The organism is Paracoccus albus, from assembly GCF_027913035.1.
Taxonomy (GTDB): Bacteria; Pseudomonadota; Alphaproteobacteria; order Rhodobacterales; family Rhodobacteraceae; genus Paracoccus; species Paracoccus albus.
On record NZ_CP115775.1, the window covers coordinates 2,029,222 to 2,047,745 of the forward strand.

Below are 18,524 nucleotides of genomic sequence, written 5' to 3' on the forward strand. Positions count from 1 at the left end.
ACGCATCATGAGACAGCAGGACATGACCCGAGATTTCGCCGCCGCAGCGGCCACGCTTTCCGAGGCTCTTCCCTATATGCAGCGCTATTCCGGCGCGGTTGTCGTGGTCAAATTCGGCGGCAACGCGATGGGCGACGAAGCCGAGATGGCAAAATTCGCATCCGACATCGTCTTGATGAAGCAGGTGGGCATTCACCCGGTTGTCGTTCATGGCGGTGGCCCGATGATCAACGACCTGCTCGGTAAATTGGGCATCGAAAGCCGCTTTGTGCGCGGCAAGCGCGTGACCACCAAAGAAACCGTCGAGGTGGTCGAGATGGTTCTGTCCGGCCTCGTTAACAAACGCATTGTACAGGCCATAAACGACGCTGGCGGGCGGGCCATCGGTATCTCCGGCAAGGATGACGATCTGATGGTGTGCGAGGTGGACGACCCGGAACTGGGTTTCGTCGGCAAGCCGGTCGAGATGAATGTTCAGATCATCCGCGATCTTTATCAGGCAGGGCTGATCCCGGTCATTGCCCCGGTTGCAACCGGCATGGAGGACAACGAAACCTTCAACGTCAACGGCGACACGGCGGCCGGTGCAATTGCGGGCGCCTTGCAGGCCGACCGGCTGTTGCTGCTGACCGATGTTTCGGGCGTCAAGGATGGCGCGGGAGAAGTCATCACACAGATGACGCCGGACCAAGTCCGCAGCATGATCGCCGATGGCACGATTGCGGGCGGGATGATTCCCAAGACCGAAACGGCCCTGAAGGCAATCGAGGATGGCGTCCGCGCGGTTGTGATTCTGGATGGCCGTGTGCCGAATGCCACCTTGCTTGAACTTTTTACCGAACATGGCGCAGGCAGCCTGATCCGCTCTACCGAACCGCGCGTGAAACCACGGGGTTTGCGGCAGGGGGACAGCGGCCTTTAGGGCGACGGCGAAAGCGACGCCTCGCTTTGCAGAGGTGCTTGCTCTTCGCGTATAACATATGGCAGGCTCCTGCTGGCACATCTTCGCCATAAGAGGCCGCTTCATATGAATTCTTCCGGCTACAAACGCCTGATCCTGACCCGCCACGCCAAGTCAGCATGGGACGATCCGACGCTGGAAGACTTTGACCGCCCACTGAATGATCGCGGTCGCAGGGCGGCACTGGCGCTTGGCGACTTCATGGCGTCGCGTGGCTATGAGCCGGAAGAGGTGATCTGCTCACCTTCGAAACGCACAAGGGAGACCTGGGAAAGAGTGGCAGGCGCCACGCTGGAGGTCCTTCCCATCCTGCGATTCGAGGACAAGCTGTTTCACGCCAGCCCCAGCGACATGCTTTCGGTGCTGAAAACCGCGACCGCGCCCACCGTCATGATGATCGGCCACAATCCCGGAATTGCCGAGTTTGCAGCGAGCCTGCCCGCGAGACCCCCTATGGACCCCGATTTCCGCCGTTATCCGACGGCAGCAACGCTTGTTGTCGACTTTCAGATCGACAGCTGGGCTGACGTTAACCCCGGAGAGGGCAGCGTCATGGACTTCGTCCGTATCGACGGACGCTGATAACAGGGAGAAAACATGGGTTATCTTAAATCGCATCCCGATGCGAAGGGTTTCTTTGGGCCATATGGCGGGGCTGATCTGCCGCCGGTTCTGGTCGAACAATTCGCCGAAATCGAAAAAGCCTACCTTCGGCTTTCGCGTTCCGCCGATTTCATCAATGAGCTGCGCTATATCCGCAAACATTTTCAGGGCCGCCCGACGCCCATAAGCTATCTGGGCAACCTGTCGGCGGATTGCGGCGGCGCGCAGATCTATGCCAAGCGTGAGGATCTGAACCATACCGGCGCGCACAAGCTGAACCATTGCATGGCCGAGGTCCTGCTGGCCAAGCATATGGGCAAGACCAAGGTCATGGCCGAAACCGGGGCGGGCCAGCATGGCGTAGCCTTGGCAACGGCGGCCGCGTATTTCGGCCTCGACTGCGAAATCCATATGGGCGAGATCGACATCGCCAAGGAAGCACCCAACGTCACCCGCATGAAGCTGCTGGGCGCAGAGGTCGTACCGGTTGGCTTCGGTGGACGCTCACTGAAAGAAGCTGTGGACAGTTGTTTCCAATCCTATGTCGAACAGGCCGAGACCGCGCTTTTCGCGATTGGCAGCGTCGTCGGACCCCACCCTTTCCCGATGATGGTACGCGATTTCCAGCATGTCGTCGGCATCGAGGCGCGAGAGCAGTTTCTTGAAATGACTGGGCGTCTGCCAGACGTTGTTGCCGCTTGTGTCGGCGGCGGATCGAACGCGATGGGCATGTTCGCAGGATTTATCGACGATGAGGATGTGGCGCTTTACGGGGTCGAACCGCTCGGTACCTCGTCCAACCTGGGCGACCACGCGGCAACCATCACCTTTGGCGAGGATGGCGATATTCACGGTTTCAAGACGATGGTTCTGAAGGATGCCGAAGGGAATCCAGCACCCGTCCACACCGTCGCCTCGGGTCTGGATTATCCCGGCGTCGGACCCGAACATGCCTATCTGCACAAGACCGGCCGCGCCAACTATGTCGCCGCCGACGACAAAGAAGCATTGGATGCTTTCTACAATCTGTCCCGGCGCGAAGGCATCATCCCGGCACTGGAAAGCGCCCATGCCGTCGCCTTTGCAATGCGTGAAGCCAGTGAACGTCCGGGCCAGTCGATCCTGATCAACCTGTCAGGACGGGGCGACAAGGATATCGACTATGTAACGGAAACCTACGGCTTCGGCACGAAGGGCTGAAGCAAACGGGCAGCGGCGCGGTACAGGTCCGCGCCGCTGCCAGCCCATCGGGTTCAGCAGCGCGAAGCGCTACATTCGAACTCACTCGCCGGTATAAAGCCCTTCATAAATCGGACCCAGCGTATCGAGTTCGAACAATGAACTGACCGAGGTGCCGTTCCAGATATTGATGATAGCCTGTGCAAACATGGGCGCGGTCGGCACGATCCGAATATTAGAGCAATCCTTGACCGCCTGTGGCTGGTGGATGGAATCGGTGATGACCAGCGATTTCATGACCGATTTCTGCACCCGCTCGACAGCTGGGCCGGACAGCACGCCGTGGGTGATATAGGCGTGAACCTCTTTCGCGCCATGATCGACCAGCAACTGCGCCGCCTTGCACAATGTTCCTGCGGTGTCACAAATGTCGTCCACGATAATACAGCTTTTGCCTTCGACGTCGCCGATAACCGTCATGTCGGCAATCTCGCCCGCCTTTTCGCGGCGCTTATCGACAATCGCCATTGGTACACTGATCCGCTGCGCGATCTCTCTCGCGCGGGCCACCCCGCCGACATCGGGAGAGACGACCATCAGATCGTCCATCTGGCCTTTGAAATGATGCTTGATATCCAAAGCAAAAACCGGTGCCGCGTAAAGGTTATCGACCGGAATATCGAAGAAGCCCTGAATCTGTGCAGCGTGAAGGTCCATCGTCAGGACGCGGTCGACGCCTGCCTTGGTCAGCATATTGGCAACCAGCTTGGCCGAAATTGGCGTGCGGGCCTTTGCGCGGCGGTCCTGACGGGCGTAACCGAAATAAGGGATGACCGCCGTGATCCGGTTGGCCGACGAACGCTTCAGCGCGTCGGTCATGATCAGCAGTTCCATCAGGTTGTCATTGGCCGGGTTCGAGGTCGACTGGATGATATACATATCCTCGCCGCGGACATTGTCGAAAACTTCAACGAATATCTCCTGATCGTTGAAGCGTTCGACACGTGCGTCAACCAGTGCGACATTCATGCCGCGATGCATCGACATGCGCCGGGCGATAGAGGTCGCCAAGGGTCTATTTGCATTGCCGGAAATCAGCTTCGGTTCGGTCATCGCTGGCATGGGTCGGGTCCTTCGCAGGCGGGATTCGGACAATTGCAGCGGACTTATCACCGCGTTAGGTTCCCCGCAAACCTCAACCGTCGGGAGGAAGGCAAATGGCACATATCGATTACTACTTCGGCACCATCAGCCCGTGGAGCTATCTTGCCGGTGACCGGCTGGAAAGGATCGCGCGCGAACATAGGGCCAGCATCACCTACCGCCCGGTGGACCTTATGCAGCTTTTCCCGCGAACAGGTGGCCAAAAACCGGCAGAGCGTCATGAAAGCCGCAAAGAATACCGCCTGCAGGAGCTGACGCGTTGGGCGGCATCGCTGAAGCTGCCGTTCAATCTGCACCCGGCCCATTTTCCGGTAAATATGGCGCCGTCGTCCTATGCAATCATTGCCGCACAGGAAGCTGGCGGCGGGAATGTCGGGGCGCTTGTCCAGGGCTTTCTTCGCGCCGTCTGGGCCGAGGATCGCGATATTTCCGATGATACGGTGATCCGCGACGTTCTGGGCAGAGCTGGCTTCGATCCCGCCCTTGCCGACAAGGGGCTGTTTGTCGGGGCAGAGCAATATGGCCGCAATCTTGAAGAAGCCGTGGCCGCCGGCGTATTCGGCTCACCCTTTTATATCGTCCGCGAAACCGGGCAGAAGTTCTGGGGGCAGGACCGGCTGGAATTCCTGAAGGGTCATCTGGCATCCCTATGAATATAAACCTGCGGCATTTCCCCGGCGACCCCGATCGGCCCGCCATCGGCCTGCATTGCATGATGGGCAGCGGCGGGCTGTTCGAGCCTTTGATGCAGCATCTTGATGGTGCGATCGACCTGCGCGCGCCGGACTTTCCCGGTCATGGGCGCAGCGACGACTGGGTTCCCCCGGCGGACGACATCGACCTGCACACGTTCGCGACACGCTATGCCGCTGGCATGATCGACCGGCCGATGGATCTGATCGGGCACAGCTTCGGCGCGACCGTCGCCTTGCGCATCGCGGTTGGCGCGCCCGATGCGATCCGCAGCCTGACATTGGTAGAGCCGGTTCTGTTCGCCGCTGCGTCGCGAGAGTCCAATCGTGCTGAATATGAACGACTTGCCTCTTTCGAGGCGGCCGATGATTGGGACGGAATGTTGCAGCAATTTCTGGGTGACTGGGGTGCCGCAGGGCCGATACCGACAGAAGGCGCGAAGGCCGATCGGTTGCGCCGGCAGATGAAGATGGTGGTCGACACGAATGACGGGCTTATGTCTGACCGGGGCAATATTCTGCGCGAAGGCGGACTGGAAGGGATTAACGCACCTGTCATGCTGATCTCAGGGCAGGATTCGCCACCAATCGTGCATGAAATAGCTGAGGCACTGGCCGCGCGCCTGCCTGATGTCGGACGCGCCACCATACCGGATGCGGGGCATATGTTGCCCTTGTCGCATCCGAAACAATTCGCAGAGCTTACGCTGATGAACCTGGAACGGGCCTGACCGGGGTTGGCTTAGCCGCGCAACGCCGTCAGCAGTTCAATCACATCCTCTTCACGGCTGTTCCAGCTGCACACGAAGCGCAGCGTAACCTCGTCCAGCGTTTCCTCGCCAAGCGATGTCCATTTATAGTAATTCGCACCAGCCGCGCGGGCCCGGTCGTCGGCATCACCAGGAACAGTTGCAAAAACCTGGTTCGATTCGACCGGCTGGACTAGTGATGCACCCTCGATCTGCTGAATGCCCTCTCCAAGCAATCGCGCCATTGCATTGGCATTTTCAGCCGCCCGCAGCCAAAGATCCCCTTCAAGCAGGGCATAGAATTGCGCAGACAGATAGCGATGCTTGGACCACAGATGCCCGCCGCGCTTGCGCATATAGGCGATCCGGTCGGCCATCTCTCCATCGAAAGCGACGATAGCCTCGGCCCCCATTGCGCCGTTCTTGGTTCCGCCGAATGACAGAAGATCGACGCCCGCGCGATGTGTGACATCAGCCGCAGTGGCCCCGCTGCCGACAACTGCATTCGCAAAACGCGCGCCATCCATATGCAGCGCAAGCCCATGCTGTTTTGCAACGGCGGCAACCTCGCGAACGTTTTCAGGCTTCCAGACCCTGCCCCATTCGGTTGAATTGGTGATCGACACGGCGCCGGGCTGCCCGCCGCCAAGCCCCTCTCCTGCCCAGAACTCTGCCGCGTGATCCAATGCGTCGGCATCTATCAACCCGCCATCGCCGGGCATGAGGGTCAGCTTCGCGCCAGAGGTGAACAGTTCCGGCGCGCCGCATTCCGACGTTTCGATATGGGCATCTTCGTGACAGAAAATCCGCTGCCACGGCTGAACAGCCGACCCCAGAGAAATCGCATTCGCCGCCGTCCCCGTCGTCACGAACATCACCGCGGCGTCGGGGGCATCCAGCACTTCACGGACGCGTTCCTGCGCCGCTTCGGTCAGCGCGTCCCTGCCATAGCCCAGAACATGGCCGTCATTGGCCGCAGACAGGGCTGCAAGGATTTCCGGGTGTACGCCCGATGCGTTGTCAGAGGCAAAGTTCATGACAGGTCCTCGATGATATAGTCTTCCCAGTCTTCTTCCGGGATTTGCGCCTCGGACACGGTCCAGCCGCGAACGGACACCCCGGCGCGATGCACAGCCTTACGGTCGCCAGAGACAAGATAATGCCAGTCAAACAGGGGCTTTCCGTCATGGCGCAGCCGATAAGCGCAGGTCGCTGGCAACCAATAGCTGATCCCGGCAATCTTTTCGGGCGACAGCGTGACGCATTCCGGCACATAGCGGTGCCGCGTCTCGTAGCGGGTGCAACGGCAGGTTTCCCCATCCAGCAGCTTGCAGGCGACCCGCGTGAACGCCAGTTCGTCCGTATCTTCGAATTCCAGCTTGTTCAGGCAGCATTTGCCGCAACCGTCACACAGGGCCTCCCACTCTGCGGTGGTCAGATCCTTGAGCGGCAGTTCCCAGAAACGCTCTCGCATCAGCGCTGCGCCAATATCGCGCGGGCCTCGGCGCTGTCGCGATCCATCTGCGCAATCAACGCTTCAAGGCCGTCAAACTTCATCTCAACCCGAAGATATTCCACCAGGGCGACCGACAGATGCTCGCCATAAAGATCCCCGTCGAAATCGAAAAGGTGAACCTCCAGATTCGGTTCGTTCCTGCCGAACATCGGGCGAACGCCAAGGCTCGCAACGCCCGGCCAGCTTCCCTTATGCGGACCGCTGAGCACATCGGCAACGACCGCGTATACGCCGAGCTTCGGCAGATGCAGCCCTTCAACCGACATATTCGCGGTCGGATAACCCAATTCGCGCCCGCGCTTTTCTCCGTGCAGGACCTCACCCTCTATCCGGTGCCAGTGTCCCAGCATCTTCTCGGCTTCGCGCGGCAGACCTTTGGCCAACGCCTGCCGGATTGCCGTTGATGAGAAATCCTTGCCGTTTTCACCCACCAGCGGCGCGATAGTCACGCCGAAACCAAAGGATTCACCCAAGGATATGAGCGTATCGGTATCACCGGCGCGATTTTTGCCGAAACAGAAATCCTGCCCGACGGTCACATGGGCGACGCCCAGCCCTTCAACCAGCACCTGGCGGGCGAAAGCATCGGGTGTCAGTCCAGCAAGCACCGGGCCGAAGGGCAATTCGAACAGATGATCGACCCCCAGCCTGCGCAAACGGTTTGCACGCGCCTCGGCATTCATCAGGCGAAAGGGCGGCGCATCGGGGGCAAAGAACTCTCGCGGATGGGGCTCAAAGGTGATCACACCCAGCGGCGCGTCGCTAGCCGCGCGTGCGGTTTCTATGATCGAGCGGTGGCCACGGTGAACGCCATCGAAATTGCCCATAGCCACCGTGGTTCCGCGCGAGGATGCGGGAAGCCCCTGCCAATGGTGATGGATCTGCAATGCGCCCCCTTCCGGCCGGGCCGGGCGTCGTCAATCTGTCGCGGTTTTCCCCGCATCAAACGCATATCGCGCAGCATGGGGCGGGTTGCAAGATCAGCCGTTCAACCATTCGGCCGGGCAACGGGAAAGAATCTGCATGGCCTCCAACCTCCGGGGCCGGTCTGTCTGCGGATCAGGCAGGCTCACGATCCTTTGCACACGCTCGATCCAGTCGCTGGGAAGCCGCCGTTCATGCGCCCCGGCCACAACCAAGCCCCGATACCAGTCAAAAGGCAGCAGAGTGGCGTCGCGGCAGGAATCAGGGGCGATATAGGTCACGGCCTGCTCGACCTTATTGTCATGCCGTACGGAAACTGACTGGCGGTCATAGCCGCGCCCGACCCCTTCGATCTGATCCAACAAGGCCAGATCGACATCATCCAGATGGAAAAGCGCGCCATGAACCGAACGCGTTGACGCCCGCAAAAGCGTAGCCTTGCCCGACCCATCCTGCCCGATCTTGTCAAAGGCGATATCGTAGCCCGCAGCCACAGCCGTTCCGATGACCCGAGCCGAAGCGCAACGTGCCGTCAGCCGCGCCGACAGCATATTTGATCCATAGGCGAAATACAGCGCCACCTAGCGCAGCCGACCCATCGCGAAGGTGGGGGTAAGCTGCGCATTGCTGAGCCAGTCGGTCAGCAGTGCCTGATCGGGGTTTTCGACATCTTCGCCGAGTTCCTCTGCCGCGAGCCCGCCTGTGATGAAAATCGAATCGAGCCTCTCGCCTACAGCGCCAGCGATATCGGTTCTGATCCCGTCGCCGATCACCAGAACACGCGCAGCCTCCCGCAGGTTCAGCAGTCGGCGGGCAAGGTCATAGATCGGCGGATGCGGTTTGCCGAAATACAGGCTTTCACCGCCCAATTGCTGATAGAATTCGGCAAGCGCGCCGGCGCAGTAGATCCTGCGGTCGCCCAGATCAACGACAATATCGGGGTTCGCGCAAAGCAGTTTCAGCCCCTTCTCACGCGCCAGCATAAACTGCCCGCGATAGTCTTCCGGTGTTTCGTTTTCCTCATCGAACGGTCCGGTGCAGACGATCCCCTCTGCATCTTCCAAGGAAACCCGCTCTATCGGTTGGGCGTCTGCCCATTGCGCGGGTGGGTCAAAGAAAGCATCGTCCTTTTCAGGCCCGATATGCCAGACCCGGCGGCCCACTGCGCCTGCAAAAAGCGCGTCCTGCGCGGCGTCACCGGATGTAACGATTTCGTCCCAAGCATCGGCTGGGATGCCAAGCCGATCAAAAGACGCTTCGACCTGCGCGGCCGGACGCGGCGCATTTGTCATCAGGCAGACCTGGCCACCCCCGCGACGAAACGCCTGAAGCGCCTGAACGGCAGAGGGATATGCCCGAATCCCATTGTGGACACAGCCCCAAAGGTCACAGAACAGCACGTCATAATCGGTCGAGATTTCGGATAGTGACTGGATGATGCGGGTCATGGCGCGATTCCTGAGCACAAAGAGAAAGGGCCGGAGTTCTCCCCGGCCCGTATTGGCAAATCTGAAGGATCAGAACTTCAGGGCAGGAATGATCTGCTTCTTCCGCGACATGATACCCGGAAGCACGACGTTGTCGCCTTCAACCTTGGCACCGAATGATGCCTCAGCGATCTGCTTGACCTGATCGTTCGGAACCAGAAGCGTTGCCTCTTCTTTCAGAATGTCGACAACGAACAGCAGCACTTCGTCAGCGCCGTCCGCACTCGCAACCGTCGGCATTGCCGCCAGAAGCGCGTCCTTGCGATCCAGCAGCACCTGCGGCGCAGTCGTTTCCAGAACCGAAACGCGAAGCTTTTTGCCCTCAAGCTCGAATTCCTTGCTGTCCATGCGCAGCAGGTCTTCGTCGCCATAGGCGGAGACGTCAGATTTCGCCTCGAACATTTCCGACGCGTATTCGCCAATGTTGATGCCCAAATCAGCGGCCAACTTGTCGGCCACCGCCCTGTCATGAGGGGTGGTCGTCGGGCTGCGGAATTCCAGCGTGTCCGACAGGATGCAGGTCAGCATGACGCCTTTGACCCAATCCGGGGCGGAAGCCATGTCATCGCCGATCAGGTCATGCATGATCGTGGCCGTACAAGCCAGCGGACGGATGGTGATGTTGATCGGCGTTTTCGTCTTGATGCCACCGAAGAGCATGTGGTGATCGATGATCTCCAAGATCTCGGTATCGTTGATATTACCGGGCAGTTCCGCGGGGTTGTTGGTGTCGCAGATCACGACCTGATCGCCCTCTCCCAACTCGGTCACGATTTCGGGCATGTCCTTGTCCCAGCGGGTCAGCATCCATGCGGCCTCGGTGTTGGGCGTGCCCTGAAGGATTGCGCGCGCCGGGGTCTTGCGGATCTCATTCAGATACCATGCCCAGATCAGCGGGGAACCGGTGGCGTCGGTGTCGGGCGATTTATGGGCGAGAACGGTGATCATCGCTTGCTCCTGATCGGTATCTGGTTTCGGGCCGCGCGGGCCGTCTTGGGTTTCGGCGCCCTCCTACCCTGCCCGGATCGCAAAGTCCATCATCGCGGAGTGGTGACAGCGACCAAACCTTCGGCACCGGCCGAGCATGAAGACGCCGGCGCGGTCCAAGCCAGTCGCGGCAGTGGCACGGCGGTTTCAGATCATCGTCTGCTGATGGGCGATCATGCGCCAGCCACCCATCCTGACCCAGCTTGAACTGCACAAGACTCGACGCTCCGGCGCGTTATCTCGGCGGGCGGCGGCGCGATAGGCCAGAACGGTTATTTCGCCGCTTTCTGCAACGAAGCGATCCGTCATCGTGACGCTTTGCCATCGTGGTGCAGAAGCAAGCCCATCGATGATGTCCTGCCCCTGCATGATTCCCTCGGGAAACACCATCAGGCAGTTCGGCGCCATATGACGCGCAGCCTCTGCCGCACCATGCAGCCACCATCCTTCTTCAAGCTGCCAAAGCTCATCGGGCATCAGTCCAGCCTTTCAATCTGCCAGCCATCATCCTCCAGCAGCCGAAGCACGCCCTGCTCTCCCGGAAGATGCAGGGCACCGAATGCGGCGACGATGCTTTTATCCTTCGCCGCTGCCTCTTCCGCTGCCTGGGTGAGCGGCGCTATCCAGTTGCGGTTACGCTCGTCGATCAGAACTTCCTTCGCCTCTGCCGTCAACGCATCGACTTCTTCGCGCGAGAGGCCAGAGTTGTTATAGGCGTCCAGTCGGCCGAACTCCCATATCTGCCAGATATCGCCTTCGGCATAAGCAGCTTCCATCGTGGCGGTGTAGTCATCCGCGTAGCTGGCGACTGGCAGCGAATAGACGATCATGTCGATCTCTTCTTTCGGTGTCAGGCCAGAGAATATCCGCACGAAGGTATCCCAGGGCTCAAGCGCTTCAACCGGCACACCGGCATCCTGGGCCACCTGCATCAATTGCCAGTCGAGCCCGCGCGGCTTGCCACCATTGCCTGCCATTTGCTTCATCGCACAAGGAGAGATCGCCAGAAGCGTGGCGATATACCACGGCTTCATCCGCGAAGCCATGATCGCGGGCACACCCCTGTCCGCCATTGCATCGCCGACCTGCTGCCAATGCTCTTCGCTCAGCCGTTCGGGCAGGGTCGGCCCGCTTGGTTCCATGATCAGCGTCGGGTCGCTGCTCATCGCGCTCAGCATCTCGGCCTCTTCCTCCGGGCCCATCTCAACCAGAAGCCTGTCTGCTGCTTCTAATTGCGGGCGCAGTTTCTCGACCGTCGCGCGATGCATCGGATGGTCAAAATGATAGGTGCCGACAATTGAAATCCGTTCATCGCCCTTGCTGGCCTGCCACAGAATGCCCTGATGGTTCGGCACTGCCTGTGACTGCGCATCAATCCACGCCCGGTCATGCTCGGGCAAGGCGTCGATCAGATTGTCGCCCACACATTCCTGCGCAAAGCCTGCGCCAGCGAAAAGTGAAAGCGCGCAAGAGGCTATGATGGCCTTCATATTCGGCTCCGATCTGAAAAGCTCCACGGGCTACGTCGCGAAGACTTTCACGCTGTTCCGGAAATATCCAGCCCGCAGAAAAATTTAGCTGCCGGACCCGTTGACAGAAAACGGGGCGCAGCCTAGATCAGCGGCATTGGCACTCACCAAGACAGAGTGCCAACAACAGACACTGAAACCTGAAACACCGGAGTGTTAACATGGCCTTCACACCGCTGCACGACCGCGTATTGGTCAAGCGCGTCGAATCCGACGAAAAAACCAAGGGCGGGCTGATCATCCCCGATTCCGCAAAAGAAAAACCCGCTGAAGGCGAAGTCGTCGCCGTTGGCGAAGGCGCCCGCAAAGATTCGGGCGAGCTGATCGCACCGGCGGTCAAAGCAGGCGACCGCGTTCTGTTCGGCAAATGGTCGGGCACCGAGGTCACGCTGGATGGCGATGAGCTGCTGATCATGAAGGAAAGCGACATCATGGGCATTATCGGCTGATCGCCGACGCCCTGACAGACGCTTCAATTCAATAGATATTTCAGGAGAAGAAACATGGCTGGTAAGGACGTCAAGTTCAACACCGATGCTCGCGACCGTATGCTGAAGGGCGTGAACATCCTCGCCGATGCAGTGAAGGTCACCCTCGGCCCGAAAGGCCGCAACGTTGTCATCGACAAATCCTTCGGCGCTCCGCGCATCACCAAGGACGGTGTGACGGTAGCCAAGGAAATCGAGCTTTCCGACAAGTTCGAGAACATGGGCGCCCAGATGGTGCGCGAAGTCGCGTCGCGCACCAATGACGAAGCCGGCGACGGCACCACCACCGCCACCGTGCTGGCTCAGGCCATCGTCCGCGAAGGCATGAAAGCCGTCGCCGCTGGCATGAACCCGATGGATCTGAAGCGCGGTATCGACCTGGCCACCACCAAGGTTGTTGAATCGATCAAATCCGCTTCCCGTCCGGTCAACGACTCGGCAGAAGTTGCTCAGGTCGGCACCATTTCCGCAAACGGCGAAGAATCGATCGGCAAGCAGATCGCTGACGCCATGCAGAAAGTCGGCAACGAGGGTGTGATCACCGTCGAAGAAAACAAGGGCATGGAAACCGAAGTCGAAGTCGTCGAAGGCATGCAGTTCGACCGCGGCTACCTGTCGCCCTACTTCGTGACCAACCCCGACAAGATGGTCGCCGAACTGGAAGACGCTTACATCCTGCTGCACGAGAAGAAACTGTCTTCGCTGCAGCCGATGGTTCCGCTGCTGGAATCGGTGATCCAGTCGCAGAAGCCGCTGCTGATCATCGCGGAAGACGTTGAAGGCGAGGCTCTGGCCACGCTGGTCGTCAACAAGCTGCGCGGCGGTCTGAAAATCGCTGCTGTCAAAGCTCCGGGCTTCGGCGATCGCCGCAAGGCCATGCTGCAGGACATCGCGATCCTGACTGGCGGTCAGGTCATCAGCGAAGATCTGGGCATGAAGCTGGAAAACGTCACCATCGACATGCTTGGCACCGCCAAGAAAGTGCAGATCAACAAGGACAACACCACCATCGTTGATGGCGCAGGTGAAAAGGCCGAGATCGAAGCACGAGTCACCCAGATCCGTCAGCAGATCGAGGAAACCACCTCGGATTACGACAAAGAGAAACTGCAGGAACGTGTGGCCAAGCTGGCCGGCGGTGTTGCCGTTATCCGCGTCGGCGGCATGACCGAAATCGAGGTGAAAGAGCGTAAGGACCGCGTCGATGACGCGCTGAACGCCACCCGTGCAGCCGTTCAGGAAGGTGTCGTCGTTGGTGGCGGTGTCGCTCTGGTTCAGGGTGCGAAAGGTCTGGAAGGCCTGAAAGGCGCGAACTCGGATCAGGAAGCCGGTATCGCGATCGTGCGCCGCGCACTTGAAGCTCCGATGCGCCAGATCGCGGAAAATGCTGGCGTCGACGGCGCAGTCGTGGCGGGCAAGATCCGCGAATCCGACGACAAGGCCTTCGGCTTCAACGCGCAGACCGAAGAATATGGCGACATGTTCAAATTCGGCGTCATCGACCCGGCCAAAGTCGTGCGCACCGCACTGGAAGACGCAGCCTCGGTCGCTGGCCTGCTGATCACCACCGAAGCCATGGTTGCCGAAAAGCCAGAGCCGAAAGGTGCCGCTGGCGGCGCCCCGGATATGGGTGGCATGGGCGGCATGGGCGGTATGGGGATGATGTAATCCCCTGCCCTCATGGCAGAAATGGAAAGGCCGTCCCTCGGGGCGGCCTTTTTTATTGCTGATTAAGCTTTCAACAGGGATTGTGTGAAAGTCCCTCTCTGGGTAGCGTTTTGTGCAACGGGGCGGCGCATTTGTTGGCCGTGCTGCGATTGCTGATGGAAGATAAAAACCCGGATGCGCGGCAGGAGGCCGAACTATGCAAATTCAGTGTGATTGTGGTGCATTCAAAGCGAACCTCACAAACTTTCCGGCGAATTCTCCCGGACGGCTGATGTGCTATTGCGATGATTGTCAGCATTACCTTGAAAAAATTGACCGTGAGGATCTGCTGGACGCATATGGCGGCACCGAGGTCATACCCGTCTACCCATCCGAGATCAGCATTGCACAGGGGCGCGAGCAGTTGGTTTGCAATCAGCTATCGCGCAAGGGCCTATATCGCTGGTCGACGCGTTGCTGCAATTCGCCCATCGGGAATATCAAGGTAGGTTTCCCGTGGCTGGGCATCTTTCACAGCGCTGTCAGGGCGGCCAATCCTGACTACGCCGAAAAACTGGGACCAGTAAAAAGCCGGATAAGCGGGCGTTATGCCAAGGGCGAGCCACCCTTCAAAATTGCCAGCAAGATCGGCTTCAAAGATATGCTGACCGTGCTGCCGTTTGTCGTAAAGGGCAAACTGACGGGCAAGCACAAAAACTCGCCTTTGTTCGAGGCAGACAACAGCACCCCTATTGTGCCACCCCGACAGCTTTGACGCTGATACGACGCTGCCAGATGCCTGACGCTCTGGCGGTGTACGTCAGGTATCTACGATGCCCTCAACCCCCAGCGACTTGCACAGCGACTGAAACCTCGCCTCAGCCACTTCGCCAAACAGCGCGCGGCCTGTTCTGGTCAGCGACAGTTCCAGCTTGTCCTTCTTCTTCGACAGCTTCAACTCCCCCGCCTCTGTCGGGTCCTTGACAGAAAACATCGCGCCGAAACGCATGGCCTTGCCCAGCACCTCGGCATCCAGAATTTCGTCATCCGACAGCATCTTGAACAAAGGCGCCATCGGCGAGCCAGAGCGAGAGTTCTTGTAGCGATGCAGAAGGGCAAGCCCCAGAAACACCCGTTCGGGATGAGACAGTGCAGCCATATTGGCGCGGGTGACATTGTCGAAACAGGCCTCTGCCCGGTAATCGGGATGGGTGCGCCAAGACGTGTCGTGCAGCAGACATGCCGCCCGGATCAGCCGGTCGCGCGCAGGCGGCGCATCCTCGAAAAGTGGCTGAAGAAACTGGTACAATTTCTTGCCAAAGCCGGGCATCCGCGCCATCTGTTTCTCGGTGAACTTCGCCGATTCAAGCAGCGGATCGCGACCGCGCAGGCTGCCGGACATGTGTTCATACAGCAGACCTTCACGGATACCATAAGATGAAATTGCCAGCTCTTGCGGCGCGAAGGTCTGCACCAATTCGCGCAGCACGAGGCTGGCGAGGGGAACAAGTTCTATCCGCGAACTGGAAATCCCGACGCGGCTGCGAAGCGCCTGAAGGTCGCCATCTGCCATCCAGTCGACCGTATCGAGGACATCATCCGGCGTCATGCGATATTCATGCAGGACGGTCATCGGATAACCACGACGCTCCATATCCAGCCGGGCAATGGCCCGCCATGAGCCGCCGACCAGATAGATGCGGTCATGGTCGGTGCCGACGGTCTTTGCCAGTTCCTTCATGATTGCAGCGATATGTTTGGCCAGCCCATCCTGGCCGCCCTTCACTTGCTGCAACCTGAACGGTCCAAGCTGTGATGTCACACGCTTGCCGATACCGCCCGCGCCATCAACCACGGCCAGTTCCATCGAGTTGCCGCCGATATCGCAAACCAACCCCTTCGCATCCGGCCAGCCCAGAAGAACGCCCTGCGCTGACAGACGGGCCTCCTCCTCTCCGTCGATGACATTCAGCTTTAGCCCGGTTTCCTTCTCGACGCGCTTGCGGAAAGCAGGCCCGTCCTGAGCCTCTCTAACAGCTGCGGTGGCAACCACCGTCATCGGCCTGACCTTCATCCCGTCAGCAATGGCAGCAAAACGGCTTAGCGCATCAAATGCACGTTCTACGCCGTCGGGATTCAGCTTGCCGGTCGTGGCCATGTCCTTCCCAAGCCCGGCCATGACCTTTTCATTGTAGAAATAGGCAGGAGAGCGGGCGGCACCGTCAAAAATGACCAGTCTGATAGAGTTTGACCCCACATCGACTACGCCGACACGCGACAGCGCGCGCGCCGCCGTGTCCTCGAACAGGCCCTCGAACGGATCGGTTGTTCTTGCCTTGCCGTTCATCGCATCACTCCCGATCTTGTTCATGCTGGCGCGACTGTTGGTCTTGTTTCTCAATCGGCGCTGTGGGTCAAGGCGGGGACGTCGCCCGCCCCTGCCCTTCCGCGGCCCGACAGTGACGGATTCTCCATGAAGAACCGGTGACAATTGAAAAGATCGTCGCGCCCCTGCGGCAGATGCCGCAGATAGCGGCCATCGGGTTGCAGGATCCAGCTTTGTGCCTCATCGGCCATATTGGCCGCCATGATCTGGCTGACGATCTGGGCTTTGACAGTATCGTTCAGACACTCGACCAGCGTTTCCACCCGCCGGTTCAGATTGCGCCCCATCCAATCGGCAGAACTGAAGAACACCCTGGACTTGCGTGACGGCAAACCGAAGCCGGCACCGAAGCAAACGATACGCGAATGTTCCAGAAAACGGCCGATGATCGACTTGACCCGAATATTGTCCGACAGCCCCGCAATACCCGGCCGCAACCCGCAGATACCGCGGAGCACAAGATCAATCTTCACGCCCGCCCGACTGGCCGCATATAGCGCGTCGATGACGTCGGGCTCGACCAGAGAGTTCATCTTCGCCCAGATCATCGCGGGCCTGCCTGCGCGGGCGTAATCCGCTTCCCTCCCGATCATCTGGATCAGCCGCTCTTTCAGGTCGATGGGCGAGACTGACAGATTTTCCAGCCGTCCGGGCTGCACATAGCCGGACAGGAAATTGAACACCTTGGACGCATCCCGGCCAAGCGCGGCATCGCAGGTGAACAGCGACAGGTCGGTATAAATCCGGGCCGTGATCGGGTGATAATTGCCCGTGCCGTAATGGCTGTAGGTCACAAGGGCATCGCCCTCTCGCCGGACAACCGTCGAAATTTTTGCGTGAGTTTTGTAATTGACGAAACCATAGACCACATGTGCGCCCGCGCGCTCCAGCCGCCGTGATTGCCGGATATTGGCAGCTTCGTCGAACCTGGCCTTCAACTCCACAAAGGCGGTGACGGATTTGCCAGCCTCTGCCGCTTCGCAAAGGGCATCGACAATCGGGCTGTCACGGCTGGTGCGGTAAAGCGTCTGCTTGATCGCCAGCACATTCGGATCGCGCGCCGCCTGCTGCAAAAAGCGGATGACCATATCGAAGGTTTCATAAGGATGATGCAGCAGCATATCCTTCTGCCGGATAGCCGCGAACATATCGCCATCATGATCCTGCACACGCTCTGGCACGCGCGACGTGAACGCTGACCATTGCAGGTCGCGGCGGTCGTCCAGAACCAGTTCCTTCAGATCAGCCACACCCAGCAGGCCCGAAACCTCGACAACCTCATCCGGATTAACATGCAGCTCATCCATGATAATACGGCGCAGCGCGTCGGGCGCACCGTCCGTTATCTTCAGCCGGATGACAGAGCCGCGCCTGCGTCGCTTCAGTGCGGTCTCGAACTCTCGCACCAGATCTTCGGCCTCTTCCTCAACCTCCAGATCGCTGTCGCGCAGAACCCGGAACGCACAGAATCCTGTATCGCGATAGCCGGGAAAAAGGCTGGCCAGATTCATCAGCAGAACATCTTCCAGCCGCAGGAAGCGCGATGTTCCGGGCAGACGGACGAAACGGGGAAGCTGCGCGGGGATCGGCAAAAGCGCCTGCATTTTGCGGCCGTCAGAGTCCCGTGACAGTTCCAGAGCGAGAGAGAACCCCGCATTCGGGATGAAGGGAAAAGGATGCGCCGGGTCGATGGCGAGGGGCGACAGAACCGGAAAGACCTGATCGAGGAAATAGCGGTTCAGGTACTCCGCCTCGGACCGGGTGACGCGATCTCGTGAGAGGATAACGATACCCTCCGCCTCAAGCTCTTTGCGCAGGGTGTTCCAGACAAATTGCTGCGCACCCATCAGGCGACGCGCGTCGGCGTCGATCAGGCGCAGTTGCTCTGTCGGGGTGCGACCGTCGTGCGACGGCAATGCATTGCCCTCTCTGACCAGTTCCCTCAGCCCGGCGACACGAACGGTGTAAAATTCGTCCAGATTGGTGGCCGAGATCGCAATAAAGCGAAGACGTTCGAGCAGCGGAACGCGGGCATTGCGGGCTTCATCCAGCACGCGCCAGTTGAAACTCAGCCAGCTCAGCTCTCGGTTAAAGAAACGGTCCGGCCCCTTGGGTGTGCCACCTGGCAGCGATACAGGCTCGGGAATAGGTTGGCTGAGAAAGTCGGATTGCGTCATGCTTGCCTGTCGAAAAGCGCGTTAGTGCCGGTATG

19 protein-coding genes are annotated in these 18,524 nt (G+C 59.5%); 8 read left to right on the forward strand and 11 right to left on the reverse strand.

The genetic code is table 11. From position 1 onward, the window contains the following. The first annotated feature begins 22 nt into the window (after positions 1-22). From argB to trpB, 3 genes are all read left to right on the forward strand, one after another. The gene (gene argB / locus PAF20_RS10125; RefSeq protein WP_271073301.1) at positions 23-922 is read left to right on the forward strand and encodes an acetylglutamate kinase; all 900 of its coding nucleotides are present in this window, start codon (positions 23-25) and stop codon (positions 920-922) included. A 105-nt stretch (positions 923-1,027) separates the two neighbouring features. Next, a complete protein-coding gene (locus tag PAF20_RS10130; protein WP_271070537.1) occupies positions 1,028-1,543 on the forward strand; it encodes a SixA phosphatase family protein in 516 nt (171 codons plus the stop codon). Between the two features lie 15 nt (positions 1,544-1,558). Beyond that, positions 1,559-2,764, forward strand: coding sequence for a tryptophan synthase subunit beta (trpB, locus tag PAF20_RS10135; RefSeq protein ID WP_271070538.1), 1,206 nt, complete (start codon positions 1,559-1,561; stop codon positions 2,762-2,764). 81 nt (positions 2,765-2,845) lie between these two features. Here the strand turns inward: trpB and PAF20_RS10140 are convergent, their stop codons facing one another. Further along, a complete protein-coding gene (locus PAF20_RS10140) occupies positions 2,846-3,865 on the reverse strand; it encodes a ribose-phosphate pyrophosphokinase (protein ID WP_271070539.1) in 1,020 nt (339 codons plus the stop codon). 95 nt (positions 3,866-3,960) lie between these two features. Between PAF20_RS10140 and PAF20_RS10145 the strand changes: the two genes are divergently transcribed. Then, complete coding sequence (locus PAF20_RS10145; RefSeq protein WP_271070540.1) at positions 3,961-4,560, forward strand: 2-hydroxychromene-2-carboxylate isomerase; 600 nt, start codon at positions 3,961-3,963, stop codon at positions 4,558-4,560. Further along, a complete protein-coding gene (locus tag PAF20_RS10150; RefSeq protein ID WP_271070541.1) occupies positions 4,557-5,330 on the forward strand; it encodes an alpha/beta fold hydrolase in 774 nt (257 codons plus the stop codon). Before PAF20_RS10145 ends, PAF20_RS10150 begins: the two co-directional genes overlap by 4 nt. A gap of 11 nt (positions 5,331-5,341) precedes the next feature. On the opposite strand, the gene PAF20_RS10155 is transcribed toward PAF20_RS10150, so the two are convergent. The 8 genes from PAF20_RS10155 to PAF20_RS10190 form a co-directional block, all read right to left on the reverse strand. After that, positions 5,342-6,385 (reverse strand): threonine aldolase family protein, encoded by a 1,044-nt coding sequence (locus PAF20_RS10155; RefSeq protein WP_271070542.1) that lies wholly within the window; start codon positions 6,383-6,385, stop codon positions 5,342-5,344. Then, complete coding sequence (locus PAF20_RS10160) at positions 6,382-6,822, reverse strand: YcgN family cysteine cluster protein (protein WP_271070543.1); 441 nt, start codon at positions 6,820-6,822, stop codon at positions 6,382-6,384. Before PAF20_RS10160 ends, PAF20_RS10155 begins: the two co-directional genes overlap by 4 nt. Further along, a complete protein-coding gene (locus PAF20_RS10165; protein WP_271070544.1) occupies positions 6,822-7,751 on the reverse strand; it encodes a bifunctional riboflavin kinase/FAD synthetase in 930 nt (309 codons plus the stop codon). Before PAF20_RS10165 ends, PAF20_RS10160 begins: the two co-directional genes overlap by 1 nt. A gap of 93 nt (positions 7,752-7,844) precedes the next feature. Further along, positions 7,845-8,369 carry a gamma-glutamylcyclotransferase family protein gene (locus PAF20_RS10170; protein ID WP_271070545.1) on the reverse strand — a complete coding sequence of 175 codons (525 nt, stop codon included), beginning with the start codon at positions 8,367-8,369 and terminating at the stop codon, positions 7,845-7,847. After that, the gene (locus PAF20_RS10175; RefSeq protein ID WP_271070546.1) at positions 8,370-9,236 is read right to left on the reverse strand and encodes a TIGR01459 family HAD-type hydrolase; all 867 of its coding nucleotides are present in this window, start codon (positions 9,234-9,236) and stop codon (positions 8,370-8,372) included. Positions 9,237-9,305: 69 nt separating this feature from the next. Further along, a complete protein-coding gene (locus PAF20_RS10180; RefSeq protein ID WP_271070547.1) occupies positions 9,306-10,223 on the reverse strand; it encodes a manganese-dependent inorganic pyrophosphatase in 918 nt (305 codons plus the stop codon). 186 nt (positions 10,224-10,409) lie between these two features. After that, entirely contained in the window at positions 10,410-10,739 is a 330-nt protein-coding gene (locus PAF20_RS10185) for a DUF4440 domain-containing protein (protein ID WP_271070548.1), read from the reverse strand. Next, a complete protein-coding gene (locus tag PAF20_RS10190; RefSeq protein ID WP_271070549.1) occupies positions 10,739-11,752 on the reverse strand; it encodes a TraB/GumN family protein in 1,014 nt (337 codons plus the stop codon). Before PAF20_RS10190 ends, PAF20_RS10185 begins: the two co-directional genes overlap by 1 nt. A gap of 200 nt (positions 11,753-11,952) precedes the next feature. Between PAF20_RS10190 and PAF20_RS10195 the strand changes: the two genes are divergently transcribed. From PAF20_RS10195 to PAF20_RS10205, 3 genes are all read left to right on the forward strand, one after another. Beyond that, a complete protein-coding gene (locus PAF20_RS10195; protein WP_271070550.1) occupies positions 11,953-12,240 on the forward strand; it encodes a co-chaperone GroES in 288 nt (95 codons plus the stop codon). A gap of 54 nt (positions 12,241-12,294) precedes the next feature. After that, entirely contained in the window at positions 12,295-13,947 is a 1,653-nt protein-coding gene (gene groL / locus PAF20_RS10200; RefSeq protein WP_271070551.1) for a chaperonin GroEL, read from the forward strand. A gap of 196 nt (positions 13,948-14,143) precedes the next feature. Continuing rightward, positions 14,144-14,701 (forward strand): DUF6151 family protein, encoded by a 558-nt coding sequence (locus PAF20_RS10205; RefSeq protein WP_271070552.1) that lies wholly within the window; start codon positions 14,144-14,146, stop codon positions 14,699-14,701. Positions 14,702-14,746: 45 nt separating this feature from the next. Here PAF20_RS10205 and PAF20_RS10210 read toward each other — a convergent pair whose 3' ends face one another. Both PAF20_RS10210 and PAF20_RS10215 read right to left on the reverse strand, forming a co-directional pair. Further along, entirely contained in the window at positions 14,747-16,273 is a 1,527-nt protein-coding gene (locus PAF20_RS10210; RefSeq protein WP_271073302.1) for a Ppx/GppA family phosphatase, read from the reverse strand. A gap of 50 nt (positions 16,274-16,323) precedes the next feature. Then, entirely contained in the window at positions 16,324-18,489 is a 2,166-nt protein-coding gene (locus PAF20_RS10215; RefSeq protein ID WP_271070553.1) for an RNA degradosome polyphosphate kinase, read from the reverse strand. Positions 18,490-18,524 lie beyond the last annotated feature (35 nt).

Coding starts and splice junctions, on each gene's coding strand:
- argB (WP_271073301.1), top strand. CDS start 23: ATGACCCGAGATTTCGCCGCCGCAGCGGCCACGCTTTCCGAGGCTCTT.
- PAF20_RS10130 (WP_271070537.1), top strand. CDS start 1,028: ATGAATTCTTCCGGCTACAAACGCCTGATCCTGACCCGCCACGCCAAG.
- trpB (WP_271070538.1), top strand. CDS start 1,559: ATGGGTTATCTTAAATCGCATCCCGATGCGAAGGGTTTCTTTGGGCCA.
- PAF20_RS10140 (WP_271070539.1), bottom strand. CDS start 3,865: ATGCCAGCGATGACCGAACCGAAGCTGATTTCCGGCAATGCAAATAGA.
- PAF20_RS10145 (WP_271070540.1), top strand. CDS start 3,961: ATGGCACATATCGATTACTACTTCGGCACCATCAGCCCGTGGAGCTAT.
- PAF20_RS10150 (WP_271070541.1), top strand. CDS start 4,557: ATGAATATAAACCTGCGGCATTTCCCCGGCGACCCCGATCGGCCCGCC.
- PAF20_RS10155 (WP_271070542.1), bottom strand. CDS start 6,385: ATGAACTTTGCCTCTGACAACGCATCGGGCGTACACCCGGAAATCCTT.
- PAF20_RS10160 (WP_271070543.1), bottom strand. CDS start 6,822: ATGCGAGAGCGTTTCTGGGAACTGCCGCTCAAGGATCTGACCACCGCA.
- PAF20_RS10175 (WP_271070546.1), bottom strand. CDS start 9,236: ATGACCCGCATCATCCAGTCACTATCCGAAATCTCGACCGATTATGAC.
- PAF20_RS10180 (WP_271070547.1), bottom strand. CDS start 10,223: ATGATCACCGTTCTCGCCCATAAATCGCCCGACACCGACGCCACCGGT.
- PAF20_RS10185 (WP_271070548.1), bottom strand. CDS start 10,739: ATGCCCGATGAGCTTTGGCAGCTTGAAGAAGGATGGTGGCTGCATGGT.
- PAF20_RS10190 (WP_271070549.1), bottom strand. CDS start 11,752: ATGAAGGCCATCATAGCCTCTTGCGCGCTTTCACTTTTCGCTGGCGCA.
- PAF20_RS10195 (WP_271070550.1), top strand. CDS start 11,953: ATGGCCTTCACACCGCTGCACGACCGCGTATTGGTCAAGCGCGTCGAA.
- groL (WP_271070551.1), top strand. CDS start 12,295: ATGGCTGGTAAGGACGTCAAGTTCAACACCGATGCTCGCGACCGTATG.
- PAF20_RS10205 (WP_271070552.1), top strand. CDS start 14,144: ATGCAAATTCAGTGTGATTGTGGTGCATTCAAAGCGAACCTCACAAAC.
- PAF20_RS10210 (WP_271073302.1), bottom strand. CDS start 16,273: ATGAACGGCAAGGCAAGAACAACCGATCCGTTCGAGGGCCTGTTCGAG.
- PAF20_RS10215 (WP_271070553.1), bottom strand. CDS start 18,489: ATGACGCAATCCGACTTTCTCAGCCAACCTATTCCCGAGCCTGTATCG.